The 17938-nt window shown below is 48.6% G+C and carries 17 protein-coding genes; 2 read left to right on the top strand and 15 right to left on the bottom strand.

Annotated elements, in window-relative coordinates:
- Window positions 1–27 precede the first annotated feature (27 nt).
- On the top strand, window positions 28–1149 hold the full coding sequence (locus BGM27_RS17730; protein ID WP_007409052.1) for a M20 peptidase aminoacylase family protein: 1122 nt from the start codon (window positions 28–30) through the stop codon (window positions 1147–1149).
- 34 nt (window positions 1150–1183) lie between these two features.
- Here BGM27_RS17730 and BGM27_RS17725 read toward each other — a convergent pair whose 3' ends face one another.
- The 10 genes from BGM27_RS17725 to BGM27_RS17680 all read right to left on the bottom strand — a co-directional run bounded on the left by BGM27_RS17725 (window position 1184) and on the right by BGM27_RS17680 (window position 11284).
- Window positions 1184–2065 (bottom strand): glycine betaine ABC transporter substrate-binding protein, encoded by an 882-nt coding sequence (locus BGM27_RS17725; RefSeq protein ID WP_007409051.1) that lies wholly within the window; start codon window positions 2063–2065, stop codon window positions 1184–1186.
- Window positions 2065–2913 (bottom strand): glycine/proline betaine ABC transporter permease subunit OpuAB, encoded by an 849-nt coding sequence (gene opuAB, locus BGM27_RS17720; RefSeq protein ID WP_003156639.1) that lies wholly within the window; start codon window positions 2911–2913, stop codon window positions 2065–2067. The genes BGM27_RS17725 and opuAB overlap by 1 nt, the downstream gene beginning before the upstream one ends.
- Window positions 2914–4170, bottom strand: coding sequence for a glycine/proline betaine ABC transporter ATP-binding protein OpuAA (gene opuAA / locus BGM27_RS17715; protein WP_003156640.1), 1257 nt, complete (start codon window positions 4168–4170; stop codon window positions 2914–2916). It lies immediately after the preceding gene.
- 381 nt (window positions 4171–4551) lie between these two features.
- Window positions 4552–5754 carry an MFS transporter gene (locus BGM27_RS17710; protein ID WP_007409050.1) on the bottom strand — a complete coding sequence of 401 codons (1203 nt, stop codon included), beginning with the start codon at window positions 5752–5754 and terminating at the stop codon, window positions 4552–4554.
- Window positions 5755–5869: 115 nt separating this feature from the next.
- Window positions 5870–6958, bottom strand: a complete 1089-nt coding sequence (locus tag BGM27_RS17705; RefSeq protein ID WP_007409049.1) for a toxic anion resistance protein — start codon at window positions 6956–6958, stop codon at window positions 5870–5872.
- A gap of 6 nt (window positions 6959–6964) precedes the next feature.
- On the bottom strand, window positions 6965–8587 hold the full coding sequence (locus tag BGM27_RS17700) for a YceG family protein (RefSeq protein ID WP_020953874.1): 1623 nt from the start codon (window positions 8585–8587) through the stop codon (window positions 6965–6967).
- A 72-nt stretch (window positions 8588–8659) separates the two neighbouring features.
- A complete protein-coding gene (locus BGM27_RS17695; RefSeq protein ID WP_003156644.1) occupies window positions 8660–9433 on the bottom strand; it encodes a TerC family protein in 774 nt (257 codons plus the stop codon).
- A 38-nt stretch (window positions 9434–9471) separates the two neighbouring features.
- Window positions 9472–10050 carry a TerD family protein gene (locus tag BGM27_RS17690; RefSeq protein ID WP_003156645.1) on the bottom strand — a complete coding sequence of 193 codons (579 nt, stop codon included), beginning with the start codon at window positions 10048–10050 and terminating at the stop codon, window positions 9472–9474.
- A 32-nt stretch (window positions 10051–10082) separates the two neighbouring features.
- On the bottom strand, window positions 10083–10664 hold the full coding sequence (locus BGM27_RS17685; protein ID WP_007409047.1) for a TerD family protein: 582 nt from the start codon (window positions 10662–10664) through the stop codon (window positions 10083–10085).
- 23 nt (window positions 10665–10687) lie between these two features.
- On the bottom strand, window positions 10688–11284 hold the full coding sequence (locus tag BGM27_RS17680; RefSeq protein ID WP_007409046.1) for a TerD family protein: 597 nt from the start codon (window positions 11282–11284) through the stop codon (window positions 10688–10690).
- Between the two features lie 275 nt (window positions 11285–11559).
- On the opposite strand from BGM27_RS17680, the gene BGM27_RS17675 reads away from it, so the two are divergent.
- Complete coding sequence (locus BGM27_RS17675) at window positions 11560–12555, top strand: LLM class flavin-dependent oxidoreductase (protein ID WP_007409045.1); 996 nt, start codon at window positions 11560–11562, stop codon at window positions 12553–12555.
- Between the two features lie 44 nt (window positions 12556–12599).
- On the opposite strand, the gene BGM27_RS17670 is transcribed toward BGM27_RS17675, so the two are convergent.
- The 5 genes from BGM27_RS17670 to BGM27_RS17650 form a co-directional block, all read right to left on the bottom strand.
- Window positions 12600–13439 (bottom strand): metal ABC transporter permease, encoded by an 840-nt coding sequence (locus tag BGM27_RS17670; RefSeq protein ID WP_007409044.1) that lies wholly within the window; start codon window positions 13437–13439, stop codon window positions 12600–12602.
- Entirely contained in the window at window positions 13397–14092 is a 696-nt protein-coding gene (locus tag BGM27_RS17665) for a metal ABC transporter ATP-binding protein (RefSeq protein WP_003156655.1), read from the bottom strand. Before BGM27_RS17665 ends, BGM27_RS17670 begins: the two co-directional genes overlap by 43 nt.
- A gap of 54 nt (window positions 14093–14146) precedes the next feature.
- Complete coding sequence (locus BGM27_RS17660; RefSeq protein WP_007409043.1) at window positions 14147–15106, bottom strand: metal ABC transporter substrate-binding protein; 960 nt, start codon at window positions 15104–15106, stop codon at window positions 14147–14149.
- A 185-nt stretch (window positions 15107–15291) separates the two neighbouring features.
- The gene (locus BGM27_RS17655; protein ID WP_007409042.1) at window positions 15292–16968 is read right to left on the bottom strand and encodes a glycoside hydrolase family 13 protein; all 1677 of its coding nucleotides are present in this window, start codon (window positions 16966–16968) and stop codon (window positions 15292–15294) included.
- An 82-nt stretch (window positions 16969–17050) separates the two neighbouring features.
- Window positions 17051–17830, bottom strand: a complete 780-nt coding sequence (locus BGM27_RS17650; protein ID WP_007409041.1) for a glucose 1-dehydrogenase — start codon at window positions 17828–17830, stop codon at window positions 17051–17053.
- Window positions 17831–17938: the final 108 nt, after the last annotated feature.

Below are 17938 nucleotides of genomic sequence, written 5' to 3'. Positions count from 1 at the left end.
GACAGCTTTTGAAGGAGGACTTACGGCATGAACAGACTCACAGCGCATGAAAAGCAAGTCATTATGGATATTTTTGACCACCTGCACGCCAATCCCGAAGTAAGCTGGAAAGAATATCAAACAACTGAATATCTGACTGAAAAACTGAAAGAGGCCGGCTGCCGAACCCGCACGTTTGATGATTGTACCGGTGTTGTCGGCGAAATCGGAGAAGGCTCGCCCGTTGTGGCTGTCCGGGCGGATATTGACGCGCTGTGGCAGGAAGTGGACGGTGTCTTTCAGGCGAACCATTCATGCGGACATGATTCACATATGACGATGGCGCTCGGCACGATGATGCTTTTAAAGAGTCAGCCGAAACTTCCGAAGGGCACCATCCGCTTTATTTTTCAGCCGGCTGAAGAAAAAGGAGGCGGAGCGCTGAAAATGATTGAAAAAGGCGTACTTGATGATGTTAATTTCTTATACGGCGTGCACGTGCGCCCCGTACAGGAAACGGCAAACGGCCGATGCGCACCGTCCATTCTGCATGGCTCAAGCCAGCATATAGAAGGCCTGATTATCGGAGAAGAAGCCCACGGCGCGAGACCGCATCTCGGCCTTAACAGTATCGAAATCGCCGCTCTTCTCGTCCAAAAACTCAGCTTCATTCATCTTGATCCCGGCATCCCGCATTCCGTGAAGATGACAAAGCTTCAGGCAGGCGGTGAGAGTTCCAATATCATTCCGGGAAAAGCATCGTTCAGCCTTGATCTCCGCGCACAAACCAATGCCGCCATGGAGAAATTAACCGCCGAAACCGAAAGAGCCTGTGAGGCGGCGGCTGCCGCATTCGGCGCAAAAATCGAACTGCAAAAAGAACACAGCCTCCCGGCAGCCGAGCGAAACAAAGAGGCGGAAGCCATCATGGCATCTGCGATAAGCGGCATTCTCGGAGAAGAACATGTGGATGAACCTCTTGTGACAACCGGAGGAGAGGATTTTCATTTTTACGGGTTAAAGGTGCCGAACTTAAAAACGACGATGCTCGGCCTAGGATGCGGTCTGCAGCCGGGGCTTCACCATCCCCAAATGACATTTGACCGAAGCGCCATCTTTACAGGCGTTGAGATATTAACGGCTGCCGTCCTCAAATCGTTTGAAGCATAAAAAAAGCAGCCCGTTACAGGGCTGCTTTTCCTCATTACTTCTTCAAATCTTCAATTGAATTGACGTTTTTCATATACTGAGGAACGACCAGACCCATCTTGACGCCTGTCAGACTCGTTCCTACATCTTCATATTTGCCTTTATATTTAGACGCATATGCCTTATGGGTATTCGGAAGCCAAGCAGACAATGACGCATCCGCGCTGCCTGTCGCAATCGCAGTCCACATCGGTCCCGCCTCCACTTGCGTCAGCTTCACGTCATAGCCGAGGTCTTGAAATACTTTTCCGATTACATTCGTACTTGCGATTTCACTGTCCCATGCCACATAAGCCAGGTTAATTTTATCCCCTTTAACTTTATGGGCGCCTTTTGTCCATTGAGCCACTTGGTCTTTGTGTTTTTTCACATATTCAGCAGCGGCTTTGGCCGGCTTTTCGCCTTCTTCAACGGCAATCATGACTTCTCCCATATCGTCCTGCGTCCATTTGAACTGGCTGAGAACTTTGGCCGCGTTAGGCTGTTCCTTACTGAAGCCGGTTCTTGTAATCGTATGAATCTGCTCGGCAGTTCCGTACGTTTTTTTCGGATCATCAAGGAACTTCAGCTTGTATCTGGAGAACATCCAGTGCGGCGTCCAGCCCGTTACGATGATCGGCTTTTTCCGGTCATATGATTTCTTCAATGTCGCCGTCATGGCAGCACTTGACGCCGTGACGACATTCCAGTCTTTCAACCCGTAATCCTTCACGGCCTCATCCGTCAGGGCCATGATTCCCGATCCCGGATCAATACCGATAATGGTTTTGTTCACCTGGTCCGCAGCCGTTGCCTTACCATCAGTCTGCGAACCGCAGGCAGCCAAAGAAAGAGCCAGCGCAGCGGTAACGCCGACACCGATGATTTTCTTAAGCATCAGGCATTCCCCCTGCTCTTCTTCTTCACTTTAATGTTTTGCGTGATACGGTCGAGTGTAATCGCTACGATGACGATCGCGATACCCGCTTCCACTCCGACACCGGTTTTCAACTGTGTCACGGCGCTGTATACTTCAGAACCGAGGCCCGGCGCACCGACCATGGCCGCGATAACGACCATTGATAAAGCAAGCATGATGCTTTGGTTAATACCGGCAAGAATTGTTTTTGTGGCAAGCGGAAGCTGTACCTTGAACAGACGCTGAGACGTCGTTGAACCGAATGCTTCCGTCGCTTCGATCAAATCAGCCGGAACTTGTTTAATACCGAGAACCGTCATGCGGATCGTCGGAGGCATCGCGAAAATAACAGATGCCACGACGCCTGGCACAACCCCGATATTAAAGAAGAAAATTGCAGGCAGCAGATATACGAAAGCCGGCATGGTCTGCATTAAATCCAGAATCGGTGTAACAATGCGGCGGACCGTTTCTTTCTGAGACGCCCATATGCCGATCGGAACCCCGATAATAATGGAAATCAAAACAGATGTGACGACAAGCGCCAACGTTTGCAGCATCGGCGACCAATAGCCCAAATAATCAATAACAAGGAATCCGATTAACGTAAAGAGTGCAATTCCTCTCGTACTGATCCACCAAGCGAGAGCTGCAAAAATAACAGTCAATAAAATAGACGGGATGAAACCCAAACCGCTCACAATCGCGTTTACGAAAGCGGCCAAACCGTTTGAGATTCCGTCAAAGAAACCTCCGAACGTCATGGTAAGCCAGTCAACAAACCGGTCAACGATATCTGCTAACGGAATTCTAGGCAATCTGTCCATTTACTTCACCCCCTGAACAGAAGAATCCTGAGCTTGTTCAGCAGAATCTTCAACATTTATATAATCGTTATTTCCTGAAAGCGCGCCGATTAATGCGCCTTTTACGACAATGCCTTTCATGCGGTCCTTATCGTCCGTGACGGCGATCGGAATATTCGCATCAGACACGACATCGAAAATTTCCGTCAAGTATGTGCTTTCGTGCACAGTCGTAAATTCAGTATTTAAAATATCCTGAAGCGATAAGTCGGATTCCACCGCTTTTTTCGCATCCGCCGCGTGAATGACGCCGAGAAGCTGTTTCTGTTTATCAACGGCGTAAATAGAAGAAATACCGAGATTCTTCATGAGCTGCAGCGCTACACGAGGCCCTTTGTCAATCCGCACGGTTTCAGCGCGCTTCATGATGTGGCCCGCTGTCAGAACTTTGGATAAGTCAACGTCCTCAACGAATTTCTCAACGTATTCATTGGACGGGCTCATCAGAATTTCTTCAGGCGTCCCGATCTGAACGATGTTACCGTCTTTCATCAGCACGATTCTGTCGCCGATGCGCAATGCTTCATCAAGATCATGCGTGATGAAGATGATCGTCTTGCCGACAGAGTCATGAAGGTCTAAAAGCTCATCCTGCATGTCTTTGCGGATCAGCGGATCAAGCGCACTGAAAGCTTCATCCATCAGAAGAATGTCAGGATCATTCGTCAATGCGCGGGCAAGTCCGACACGCTGCTGCATTCCTCCGCTGAGCTGATCTGGGAATTGGTGTTCAAAGCCTTCAAGACCGACAAGTTTAAGCGAATCAAGCGCTTTTTGCTCACGCTCTTTTTTGTCGACGCCTTGGAGCTCCAAACCGTATTCCGTATTTTCAAGAATCGTTCTGTGCGGAAACAGTGCAAATTTTTGAAAGACCATGCTGATTTTTTTCCGGCGCACTTCCCGGAGCTGGTCTTTTGACATATTTGTTATCATGTCACCATCAATATAAATATTTCCGGCAGTCGGTTCAATAAGCCGGTTTAACAGCCGAACTAAAGTTGATTTACCGCTCCCCGATAGACCCATGATGACAAATATCTCCCCATCATATACATCAAAGTTTGCTTGATTGACACCAACGGTTGATCCGGTAGCTTTCAGGATCTCTTTTTTGTTTTTTCCGCTGGACAGCATCTGAATGGCTTTTTTTGTCTGTTTTCCGAAAACCTTAGATACATTTTCGACTTTTATCTTAATTGGTTTCTCATCCAAATTCATATTTTCCCTCCATTATAAGCAATCTTTAATACCGTAACACGTTTGTAATAAGTCAAACAAACATCATAATCCCTTTTATTTTGTATCATTACTTTAAAAACATCCCTGTGTCTTATTTTCCTCTGGTATGCTTCTAAATACTCTCTAATCCTCCTTATTGAGGATAAATTATAAAGGAAATCGGGCTTTTATCAGGCTTGAGAACGTTTCCATCGAATGTGCTGCAAACTGATTTCCTATCCTTTTTTTACAAATACAAGAATTTTTTTGCGACATTGTCCCGGAAAAAGAAGTTTTCGCCTCCTGAAAATAAGGAATATTAAGGAAAAATATAGGTCTGCCAACAGACAGCTCACTAAAAAAAGCACCCCAAAAGGGTGCTCATTGCGCAAGCTCTGTCTGTTTCGTTTCTTTTCCGAGAATAAGAATGGTGATGACGGCAATCAGGATGGCTGCACAAAAGACGGCGAAAATCACTGTAAACGAAACGTTCCGGGCTGCAAGCGATCCGACGAGAAGCGGACCGAAAATGCCGCCGATTCTGCCGACGGCCGCCGTTGTGCCGGAACCGGTCGCACGAATCGCCGCAGGATACTGCTCCGGTGTATAGGCGTAAAGCACGCCCCATGCGCCGAGATTGAAGAAGGACAGCAGCATGCCCGCTGTGAGCAGCATGGCCAATGAATCCGCGGCACCGAAGAAATAAGCGCTGCCCGCCGTTCCGAGCAAATAGATGACTAAGATGGTCTTCCGCCCCGCTTTTTCGATCAGCCACGCCGCAGAGAAATATCCGGGAAGCTGGGCAAGTGTCATCAGAAGGACGTATTCGAAGCTCTCAATCATGCTGTAGCCTTTCATCAGCATCACGCTCGGCAGCCATAAAAACATGCCGTAATATGAAAAGACGACGCAGAACCAAACGACAGACAGCAGCACCGTCGGCCGGATATACGGTTTCGTCCAGACACTTCCCGCCTGCCCGCGTATGCTTTTTTTCTGCGGCAATGCCTGATGCGCCGGTGATTCCGGAAGGCTTCTCCGCAAGTACAGCGCATAAAATGCGGCCAGCGCCGTTAAGAGCAGCGCGGCCTGCCAGCCGAATGACGGTATGACAAAGTAGGAAATCACCGCCGCAAGAAGCCAGCCCGCGGCCCAAAAGCTCTCAAGCAGCACGATGATCCGTCCCCGCTTTTCGGGAGGGGACGCTTCTGACACGAGCGTCGAGGCGACAGGCAGTTCCCCGCCAAGCCCCATTCCGATCAGAAAACGCAATATGAGAAAAACCGTCAATCCCGTTGCGAAAGCGGATATGCCGCTTCCGACAGAAAAGAATAACAGCGTGATCATAAACACTTTTTTCCGGCCGATCCTGTCGGCCAGCATTCCGAATACAAAGGCGCCCGCTGCCATACCGATGGAATTGACGCTTCCGATCCATTTCATTTGATCGGGTGTTAAATTCCAATCAGTGTGAAGCGCGGCGATAATAAACGATAAAATTCCGACATCCATCGCATCAAACAGCCAGCCCATTCCGGCAATCGCCAGAAGTTTTCGCGGAGTGACGGCAGGTTGTTTATTCATAAGCAGCACCTCAAATCGAAAATGATTACCGTATAAGTTTACACCTGTCTTTACACATTGTCATTATCTTTTTTCGCAAAAAAATCCCGCTTGCCGTAAGCAAGCGGGGTGTGTGTTAATTCTTTAAGACTGCGGTTTTAATATTATCCTGAAGCTGTTGAATCCGTTTCGCGCCGTCTTCTCTGATACGTCTGTTCTCTTCCTCGATCTGTTTCGTTTCCTGCATACCGCTGACAATCGTATTCCAAGACGTTTCAATCGTCTCAATGTCAATGCTCGGACGGCCTGCCATACGGGCAATTTCCACGCTTTGATTTGAGATATTTTCAGCGTTTCGCTTCAGCATTTCATTCGTGCGGCGGTCCAGCTCGCTCATTGAATCAGCCACAAGCTTTTGCCGTTTGACTGTGACAGCCTGAATGATGCCGTTTTTGAAAATCGGAATCGTAATGACGAAAGCGGAATTGATTTTCCCGATGAGCTTCGTATTTCCGCGCTGAAGGAGGCGGATCTGCGGCGCCGTTTGCAGCGCCACCATCCGCGCCATATCTAAATCATAGACACGTTCCTCAAGCGCCTGAAGCCCGTCACGCAGCGTATCAAGCTGCATTTGCGCAAGCTGGTTTCCGCCTGCCGCTTTTTCTTCATAAGAAGGAATGAGCGCCTGCATTTCCTCAAGCTTCATCTGCCCGGCAACGACATACTTTTCAAGCTCCATGTAGTAGTTAATGTTGTTTTCATACATCTCTTCAAGCGTATGGTTCGTCTTTGCCATTTCATCTTTGTATTTTGAAATTTCGACGTGGATTTTTTCAATTTCTCCGCCCAGGGTGCGGTACTTTTGAAAAATCTTTTCAATCATGCTGTTGCCGCGTTTGAACATTTTAGCGAGAAATCCTTTTGGTTCATCGAAATCATTTTTGTCAAAACGGTCCATGATTTTTCCGAGCTGCGTCAGCATTGTGCCTGAATCCGTGACACTTGTTGTTTTCATCATATTTAAGATGCGGTCGGAGAACTTCGAGATTTCAACTGCCGGTTCTTTTCCGTACTCAAGCAGCTCCATTTGGTTTTTCACGTCAATCTGCTGTGAAATGCGCTGCACCTCAGGGTCTTGGCGCAGCTGCACCCTGATGTCATCTGCTTTTTGTTCAGAAATCTCTTCATTTTTATCAAGAACAAGCGGATTTTGATTTTCTGTCATGTTTATTTACTCTCCCTGCTTTTGCGTAATGGTTCTAAACAGCTTTCTTACGAGTGACGGCTCCTTATATTCCTGCCGAAATACCATGTCCTCCAGCCAATGGACATCAAATTGGCTTTCTTCAATATAATGCTCAATGTCTTGATGGCCCGGCGGATTATACAAGATGATATCGACGCCGAATTTATTTAAAAACAATAGAGCGGCGGCGTCAGAACGTGTAAGTTCGCTATTTTGTTCCGTATGATATAAAACGAGTTTCGGAACGGTTTGGGCGTAATCAAACGTCTGAATCAATTGCAGCAGCGAAGCGGGCAGGTTCGTCGCCTGGCGGAACAAATAGATTGCGGCGTCCCTTGCCTGCTCCCCGGGCAAAGCCTTCAGCCCTGGGTTTCTGCACATGTCAGAAATCACATTGGCGATGGCGTTCTGCACGCCTGACGGGAGATGCTTGTACTGCCAGATGTTGCTTCTTTTCAGCCTGTCCGCGTCAATCGCTCCTTCTTCGTTCAAAACCTGACTGTAGTGATACTGGTAGTTGGCTTTCAGCTCTTCCGTAAACGGAAAACTGCGGATCATGTGTGTCTCCTGATAGTCTGCGGCGGTATGGAGTCTGTTCCAATATTCTTTCGTATCTTTGGAAACCCCCATCACTTTCGCAAAAAGGTTCGGAACGGCCACCCGCTCCCTGTCCGCTTTAAATTGCGGCCGGATAAACGCCCGCTCCTTCGCAATGAGAAATAACTCATCATACGTCGTTTTTAATGTCACGGACTGCGGGGTATGATCCCTGAACTGCCAAGGCTTATACATCATAGATTCCTCATGGTTCAGCACATGCTCAATTTCTTTCGTTGACCGGTAGGCCGTCGTGGACGTTCTGTCCGGCTTTTCTTTCGGGAATGGCTCAAGGCCGCCTGTTGCGGGGAGCTTTATCACAAAGCTGAGTTCCTCATCCGGATCAATCAAGCTGAACGGATCTTCCGCAGCCGGATGAAACAATAGGACGTCACAGCCGATCAGCATGAGATAATAGAGAAAATAGAGCTGGCTTTTGGCAGCGTCTCCATACCACACCACCTTCGGCATCTCACGCTCTATATCGGCTTGTTCGAGCCATGGATTCAGGTGGTTCAGCGAAAACTTTGACACATCCAAGAGCACACGCCGGAAATCGGGATGATTCAGCCCGTTTTCATGCCGGTCCGCAAAGGTTTCCAAAAGCGTCATAAACGCGGTTCTCAGCCGGCGGTGCATAAGCGGATCAGCGTGTTTGGCAAGCAGCCTGCCCCCATCGAGAAACGCGACAAATCTGGAAACCGAAAGCCCTTTCTCTTTTTGATTGACCGAATGGATGTGCTGGAGCGCCTGAAACGTTTCAGGCGCGATGGTCTTATCCAGCGTCTCGCTTAACACATGGATGTTTTCATGAGAAGACAGCTCGAAAAGCTTATTGTAATACTCCGTCTCATCATAAGGAGTACCCAAAATCCGGACGGCAAGACGGGTAAACGCCAGCCCGTTTTCCCGCTCGTAACCGGGACGTTCCGGCAGCGGCCGCATCAGAAACGTTTCCCAGTCATCGTTTTCCGGCTCGGCCTTTCGGATCACCAATTCTTCCTGCCTCATCATTTTCCTCCTTTCTCTTCATGATGATCGGTACAAAAAAGGAAGGAAATGAACTCTCCCTCCTTTTTTGTTTTATTCTTCTTTAGATGCAGCCGTTTGCTCCTGAACCTGCTTTTGTTTGTTGAAATAGTGGATAATAAACGTTACCACAAACGCAGCGATGATGATTCCGAAGAACACCACGTGCGGCATTTCATAATCAAAGGCGCTCGCCGCCATTTTCACGGCGATAATCCCGATCAGCACAAAAGCCGTATTTTCAAGCTCAGGGATTTTATCAATTAAAACAAGGAATACTTTTGCGACTGTACGCATCATGAGAATGCCAAGCATACCGCCGATCAAGAGCACCCACACTTTTTCCGATACCGCAAACGCGGCCAGAATGCTGTCAACAGAGAAGGCCAAATCCATTAACTCAACTGAAACGACAGTGGCCCAGAAAATTCCGAACGTACGGACCATCCATGAATTTTTCTTCATGCCTTCCGTATCGTCATCACCTTCTCCGATCCAGAAATGCTTAATGACGAGCCAAGCCAGGTACAGCGCGCCAAGCACTTTAATCCACCAGAACTTAATGAGCAGCATTCCGATCCCGATAAAGATAAAACGGAAAATATATGCCCCGAACAATCCGTATGTTAATGCTTTCTTCCGCTGTTTTTCAGGCAGATGCCTTACCATCACCGCAAGCACTAACGCATTGTCGGCCGACAGCAGCCCTTCCAGCAGAACCAAGGAACCGATCAGCCCCCATGATACAGGGTCAGTCAGCACCTCACCCCACATTTTCCAATCAAAAAAGGAAGCGTAGGTCGACATAATATGATGTAGAAAATCCAAGTTTTTTCCTCCTATTTAGTAAAACGGTAATTTCCTGCTTACACCTGCAAGCCGTAATTCCGGCAAAGTGATGCCAGACCGCCGGAAAACCCGCTGCCGATGGCGTTAAACTTCCACTCAGCCCCATGGCGGTAAAGCTCACAAACGACAACCGCCGTTTCAATCGAGAAGTCTTCCCCTAAATCGAAACGAAGCAGTTCATTCTGGCTGTTTTCATCGACGACGCGCACGAACGCGTTCGAAACTTGTCCGAAATTTTGGCCGCGCGCTTCCGCATCATGAATCGTGACGGTGATGCCGATCTTTTCAATATTTGCGGGTATTTTTGAGAAGTCGACGATAATTTGTTCATCGTCTCCCTCGCCCTCGCCCGTCCGGTTGTCTCCCGTATGGATGACGCCCCCGCTTGGGTGTTCCAGGTTATTGTAGAAAACAAAATCAAGATCATTTACACAGTTGTCATGGGCATCGACAAGAAAAGCCGACGCGTCAAGGTCAAAGTCATGCCCTCCGGAGTACTTGTTCGTATCCCAGCCTAAGCCGATTACCGCTTTTGTAAGGCCGGGGTTCGTTTTTGTCAGATCAACACGCTGTCCTTTCGCCAATTGAATAGCCATGTGCCGTCTCTCCCTTCTGTGTTTGATATGGTTCAGCCGATTTGCAGGCCGTAATCTGTTGCAATACGGGCCAGTCCGCCTTGGTAGCCTGAGCCGATCGCGGAAAATTTCCATTCGCCATTATGTCTGTAAAGCTCCCCTGCGATAATGGCTGTTTCAATTGAGAAATCTTCAGCCAGATCATAGCGGATCAGCTCCTCATTTGTCTCTTCATTGACAATACGCACGAACGCGTTGGAAACTTGTCCGAAGTTTTGGCCGCGCGCTTCCGCTTCATGAATCGTGATGACGAATGAAATTTTGTCAATAGCCGCGGGCACCGCGCTCAGGTTGACTCTTACGCTTTCGTCATCGCCTTCGCCCTGGCCTGTCAGGTTGTCGCCTGAATGTGCGACAGAGCCGTTTCCGCCTTCAAGCTGATTATAGAAAATGAAATCATCAGGCGACGCGCATTTTCCTGCTTCATTTAATAGAAAGACGCTGGAATCTAAATCAAAATCATGTCCGCCGTCGTATTTGTTTGTATCCCAGCCAAGGCCGACAACGACTTTAGAAAGACCCGGATTTGTTTTAGTCAAATCTACTTTTTGTCCTTTTGCCAATGAAATTGCCATGTGTGCACTCTCCTTTTTATCGTTTAGGCGTATCGGTTAACGATATCGCCGATTTTTGTATCGTTTGTGCCTTCTCCTACTGCGGCGAATTTCCACTCGCCGTCCTGGCGGTAGATTTCAGCCGCGATCAGGCTCGTTCTGCCTGAATAGTTATCTCTTAAATTGTAAGTCACCAGTTCTTCGCGATTAGCCTGATCAACGACGCGAATGAACGCGTTTTGAATCATGCCGAAGTCCTGTTTTCGTCTGACGCAGTCGTAAATATTGACGACAAACACAAGTTTATTAATCTGAGCGGGCACTTTCGCCAAATCGATGAGGATTTGTTCATCATCGCCGTCGCCTTCACCCGTCAGGTTGTCACCCGTATGTACGACACCGCCGCACCGGCTTTTCAGATTGCCGAAATAGATGACGTTTTTGCTGTCTGTCATTTTATCATTTTCAAGCATCAGTACGGAAGCGTCACAGTCGATATTGGCACCGCCTCCGCCGAACAGCTTTCCGAAAAAGCCCCCGGATGATACAGGGTCCCAGCCGAGTCCGACCAGCAGTTTTGACAGGCCGACTTTTCCTTTTGTTAAATCAATCCGCTGTCCTTTTTGTAAAGAGATCGCCATATGATTCACTCCTATTCTGTAAGGGTGCCGCTAAGCACGCCGCAAGTGCGCATTTTTACTAAATTCCGGGACAAGAATCCCGGTGTTTATTAAGATATACGTCTTTTATTATATCAAAGTTTCATAAAACATAAGAATTTTTGGCGAAAAACGGCGAAAAATCACTTCCTATATTCTCCTTCGTTCCGGAGAAAATAGAGAAAACAAAGAAATTGACGAAGACTGAACATTTTTCCTATCCTTGTATCAATACATGTCAGGAAAGGGGCAGACGAGTGATTGATTTAAGCATACTTGATCAGGCGCCCGTATCCAAAGGAAACGGGCCGCACGAGACGCTCCGCCGTTCAGCGGAGCTCGCCCGCCTCAGTGAAGGATGGGGCTATAAGCGGTACTGGTTTGCCGAGCATCACGGCACAAGAGGGCTCGCAAGCGTTTCGCCGGAAATTATGATCGCTCATACCGCCGCAGCCACAACGTCCATCCGTGTCGGATCAGGCGGCGTGCTGCTGCCGCAGTACAGCCCCTATAAAGTCGCGGAAACTTTCCGTCAGCTTGAGGCGCTGCACCCGAACCGGATTGACCTTGGGGTCGGACGCTCACCGGGCGGCACGACGAAAATCCGGCTCGCCCTCACAGACGGGGTAAAGAAAAGCATGACCGAGTTTAACAGGCAGCTTCAGGATTTATCATCCTTTCTGACAGATTCGGTTCCCTCGGACCATGCTTATGCAGGAATAAAAACAGCGCCTTTGATTGAAACAGCCCCGCAGCTTTGGGTGCTCGGCCTCGGGGAAAACAGCGCCAGACGCGCCGCTCTTCAAGGTGCGGGCTATGTCTTCGGCCATTTCATTAATCCGGAACGCGGGGAAAAAGCTTTTCAGATCTATCGGGACCATTTCCGGGCCTCCGCCCATTTTTCCGCTCCCGCCTCGCTCTGTGCCATTTTCGTCATATGCGCGGCTACGGATGAGAAAGCGGAAGAACTCGCCTTAAGCCAGGATTTATGGCTTCTTCGTGTCGGAAAAGGCGCCGACAGCCGCGTGCCGAGTGTGGAAGAAGCGAAGGCTTATCCGTATTCGCCGGAGGATCGTAAACAGATAGAAGAAAACAGGAAGCGGATGGTGATCGGCTCTCCTGCCGCAGTGAAACGCCGTCTGCTTGAACTTTCCGAGCGGTATCAGACAAAAGAGATGATGGTGCTGTGCAACGTCTTTGATTTCGAAGCCAAAAAAGAGTCATATGAGCGTCTTGCTGATATATTTCTGTAAAAAAAAGCCGTCAAACGGAGCAGCAGATGAGACTGCTGCACCGCTTAACGGCGGTTTTTTCGTTCTTTTCCTTTTTTAAACGCATTCCAAATCCCCTGCAGCGTAAACCCGAGCAGAAGCAGAATGATTAACAGTAAAGTGATTGACGGCCCCGGAGGCGTTCCGAGCTGGTACGAAGACGTCAGCCCCATGAACACACTGAAAAGAGAAATAATAATGGCTGCCGCAAACACCCATTTAAACCCTTTGGCAATACGGATTGCAAAAGCCGCGGGCAGTACGAGGAGCGCGGAAACGAGCAGCACGCCGATAATCGGAATAATGACCGAAATCGCCAGCCCCGTCACGATGCTGAATGACATTGACAGCAGGTTTGTGTTAATGCCTGATGTCTTCGCCGTCGCCTCGTCAAAAGTAAGCAGATAGAGCGGTCTGTTTAATATAATGAAATAAAGCAGAATCAGCAGGGTAATGCCTCCGATAATATAGACCTGCTGCTGGCTGACCGTGACAAGCGATCCAAATAAATATTGATCGATGCTCATCGACGCGCCGCCTTTTGACAGGCTGATCAGAAACATCGCAAACGACAGCCCGGCCGCCATTAAGATTGCGATAGATACCTCGGAATATGTACGGTACGCCCGCCGCATGTATTCAATGCCGATCGCTCCGATCGTGACGACAACGATGCTCGCCGCCGTAATATTGGTACTGAGAAAAAAACCGATGGCCACGCCCGACAATGAAATATGAGACAGCGTATCCGCCATCAGCGCCTGTCTTCTCAGCACGAGATATACGCCTAATATCGGCGCCATAATTCCGATCATGCTTCCCGCTAGAAAAGCTCGTCGCATGAATTCCAAGTCAAACATTTCCATCCGCCTTTTTCCCCCCTTTCAAGCCGTATGACTTTATCCAGATACTGCTGTACTTCGTTTTGTTCGTGTGTCACCATGACGACAGTGCGGTTGTGATTTTTCACCTGATGGTGCATAAATTCGTAGAAACCCTGCCTGCTTTCATAATCAACCGCGGTTGTCGGCTCATCAAGCATCAGCAGATCCGGATTGCTCGCAAGCATTCTCGCAATGCAGATTTTCTGCTTCTGTCCGCCGGATAAATCGCCGATTTTCCGGTGGCGGAAATCCCACATTTCCACCATCTTCAGCGCGTTTTCCACCTCATGGTGATCCGTTTCGTTCAATCGTTTAAACCATTTTCCTTTCGTATAACGGCCTGATTGCACAAGCTCCAGAACCGTACTTGGGAATCCTGCGTTAAATGAAGAAATCTGCTGCGGAACATAGCCGATTGTCAGGCGTTTTCCGGCTGCGTTTTTTTTACTGATCTCGGCCGTTCCTTCCCAAGGTCTGAGCATGCCGAGCATGACTTTCATCAGCGTCGATTTTGACGCGCCGTTCGGTCCTGTAATGCCGACGAATTCGCCGCTTTTGATTTCCAGCGACACGCCGTCAAGCACGGGTGTATGCGAATAACCAAAAACGATATCCTGTAATGTAACGAGATTCATGCTGACCTTCCTTTCCCGCATAGAAATAGTGTGCACCCCGCGGCGCACACTATGTTATTTAACCAATAGCGAATCTTTCAGTGCATCAAGGTTTTTCTCCATAATGTCGATATAACCGATGCCTTTATCCCGTTCTTTTTGGCTTAAACCTTCCAGTGTATTGAGCACTTCCGTTTTCGCGCCGATTTCACCGGCAAGCGTATCTGCAACTTTAGGCGATGCAACTTCTTCAAAGTAGATGATCTTCACATCATGCTTTTTGGCAAACGTTTTGAGATCCGCCAGTTTGGCCGCACTCGGCTCTTCTTCAGGAGAAAGGCCTGCAATCGCGACTTGTTTTAAGCCGTATTCTTTGGCGAGATAGCTGAATGCCGCGTGCTGTGTGATCAATTCTTTTTTCGCCGCTTTATTTAATGTTGTACGGTATAGTTTATCAAGATCCTGCAGTTTTGCAATATATTCTTTACTATTTTTCTCATAGTATTCTTTATTCTTCGGGTCCTGTTTTACGATCTGCGCCGTAATGGTTTTGACCTCTTTTTGCGCAAGAACCGGGCTGAGCCACACGTGAGGATCCATGCTGTGGCTGTGGTCATGACCGCCGTGTCCATGTTCCTCTTCCTCTTCATCCGAACCTTCGAGTAAGTCAATTCCTTTCGACGCCTTTACAAACTTCGCATGATCAGAGCCCATGCTTTTTTCCGCTGAAGGAACCCATGTCTCCATATATTCGCTGTTGTATACGAAAAGATCGGCGTTTTGAATGCCGGCGATATCCTTCGGCGTCGGCTCCCAATCATGGGGTTCGACCGAAGACGGGATGAGAATGTCTACATCGCCTTTGTCTTTGACAATTTGTTTCGTGAATTCGCACATAGGATAAAAGGTCGTCACGACGTGCAGTTTGCCGCTTTTTGAAGAACCTGACGAACCTTTTGAAGATGAATTGCCGCAGCCCGCCGCGATTAAAAAGCATGCCGCAATGACAATGATTCCGCTCCATTTTTTAAACAAGCCGTTTCCCCCTGTTCTGTAAATCAGAATGATAACGATTTCCAAAGCGTACTTTCTCGTTCATTTGTTACCTATACCATAATAAAACGAAGTAATTACGTTTTGCAAGATATTTTTTTCTAAATTGATATCCAATTTATCTAAAAAGCCCCCGCCATGTATGGACGGGGGAGTCCTATCACATATCAGGCAAGCAGATAAACTCTTGTTTCGTATGGGCGGAATGTGATGCGGGATTCCGTGCCGCTGTCATTATCATAGTTGCTGAGAAGCAGCTCGGCCCTTTCAGGTTCGGAACCGTCCGGCCAATAAAAAGCGGCTTCTTCTTTCGATACGTTGCTGATGGACATGAGTTTTTGTCCGTTTGCCTGTCTTTCATACACGAACAGCTGCGGGTCATCAGGAAGCAGCAGCGTGTAGCTGCCTTTTATGATATCAGCATACTGTTTTCGCAGGCGGATCAGTTTTTTGTAAAAGTTCAATATAGAATCGGGATCATCCTGAGCCTCGGCCGCATTGACGGTTTTGTAATTGGAATTGACCGCGAGCCACGGTTCGCCCTCCGTAAATCCGGCATTCTTGCTGCCGTCCCACTGCATCGGTGTACGGGCATGGTCCCGGCTTTTCGCCATAATGGACGCCATGACTTCTTCCCTGTTCCGGCCCATTTCAAATACCCTTTTATGATACATATTGATGGTCTGAATATCTTGATAATCCTCTATTCTGTCAAACGGAGCGTTTGTCATGCCGATTTCTTCCCCCTGGTAAATGTACGGCGTGCCTTTCATGAAATAAAGCAGGGCGGCAAGCATTTTGGCGGATGCTTTGCGGTATGTGCCTTCGTCTCCGAAACGGGATACGATCCGGGGCTGGTCATGATTGCACCAATACAGCGTATTCCAGCCTCGATGTTCCAGTTTTTCCTGCCAATCTGTGAGCACTTTCTTCAAATCGGACAGCTCAAGCGGTTTTACATCCCAATGCTCTTGGCCCGGCTTTTGATCAAGCTCCATATGCTGAAAATGAAAAATCATATTCAGTTCATGCTCATCGGTTCCCGTGTAGACCAGCCCTTCTTCAGGCGTCACTGATCCGGCCTCGCCGACCGACATCACGTTATATTTGGAAAATACCTCTTTCGTCATTTCTTTTAAGTAATCATGTATCCGTGCCCCGTTTGGCCGAAAAGGCTTCGGATCGGCCCGGCGGGCGATGTAATCTTCATATGGCGGCAAATATTCTTTTTTTGACAGAAGATGGAGCTGGTCTATACGCAATCCGTCCACGCCTTTATCGAGCCAAAATCTCATCATCTCGTATACTGATTGCCGAACCTCGGGATTTTCCCAATTCAGATCGGCTTGTTTGACGGCGTTCATATGCAGGTAATATTCGCCCGTATGTTCTTCGTACTGCCAGACGGATTGTCCGTAATCCGACACCCAATCGGTCGGCGGGCCGGCCGCGGTGCCCGGCCGCCAAATATAATAATCGCGGTATTTGCTGTCCGGATTCATTTCCGCCTCTTTGAACCAAGGATGCTCCGTGGAGGTATGATTTAAGACGAAATCCATCACAAGCTTTAATCCGCGGCTGCGGCATTCTGTAAGCAGATCGTGAAAGTCCTCCATCCTTCCGTAAGATTCCATAATCGCTTGATGATCCGTCACATCGTAGCCGTTATCGACGTTTGGCGACGGGTAAATCGGGCAGATCCATATCACATCAGCGCCAAGTTCTTTTATATAATCGAGACGCGCGATAATCCCCCGCAGGTCGCCAATGCCGTCGCCGTTCGTATCTTGAAAGCTTCGCGGATAGATTTGATAGACAACGGCGTCTTTCCACCAGTCATTCATCTTGCGGCCCTCCTGTTTTTTAGAGAACCATTTCCTTTATGATCCTTCCCTAAACAAAAAAGAGAAGGTTTCCCCCTCTCTTTTATCTGTCCAGCTGAGACGGATAAAGCGTCATGCCTCCGTCGACGAAAAGTGTCGTTCCGGTTACGTAACTCGCTTCTTCCGACACCATCCATGCGGCGGCCGCGGCGACTTCTTCCGGTTTTCCGAAGGCGTTCATCGGAATTTTTTTCAGCTGGGCCTGTTTATGTGTTTCATCTTCCAGATCCTTATTGGACTCCGTGGCGATCGTGCCGGGAGCGATGGCATTCACCCGGATGCCTTTGTCTGCGTAATTGAGCGCCATCGTTTCCGTCATCATTTTGATCCCGCCTTTGGATGCCGAGTACTGCACGTTTTCAGGACGCGGGATTTGCTGATGAACGCTCGATATGTTTAAGACAGTTCCTTTTTTGCCGCGCTCGAGCATATGTTTCAGTGCCGCTTTCGCCCCCAAAAAGGTGCCGGTCACGTTGACGTCGATGACCCTTTGCCAATCCTCCAGGCTCATTTCATGGGGCATCGCTTCGGCCCCGTTAAAGCCGGAATTGTTGACCATCACGTCCACACCCCCGAAATGCTCCTGGGCGGCATCAAACAGCGCCTGAATCCCTTCTTCTGAGGATACATCGGCTTTTACGGTGACGGCTCGGCCTCCCGCTTTCTCAATGATGTCCGCCGCTTCTTCCGCTCCGGCGGAATCACCGAGGTAGTTCACAACCACATTCATCCGCTCCTTGCCGAAGCGTTCGGCAATGGCCTTTCCGATTCCTTTCGAAGAACCTGTTACGATCGCTGTTTTTCCCTGTAAATCCTGATACATTGTCTCATTTCCTCCCTGATGTTAATACAGAGCATGTACCCGGTTTTGATCGGCCGAAAACAAAAGAGATCATAAAAAGAACGATGAAGCCGAAGCTCCCTCGTTCTT

The sequence above is a fragment of the Bacillus sp. FJAT-27001 genome (assembly GCF_019039175.1).
Taxonomy (GTDB): Bacteria; Bacillota; Bacilli; order Bacillales; family Bacillaceae; genus Bacillus; species Bacillus velezensis.
This window is presented reverse-complemented; position numbering and strand designations above follow the sequence as displayed.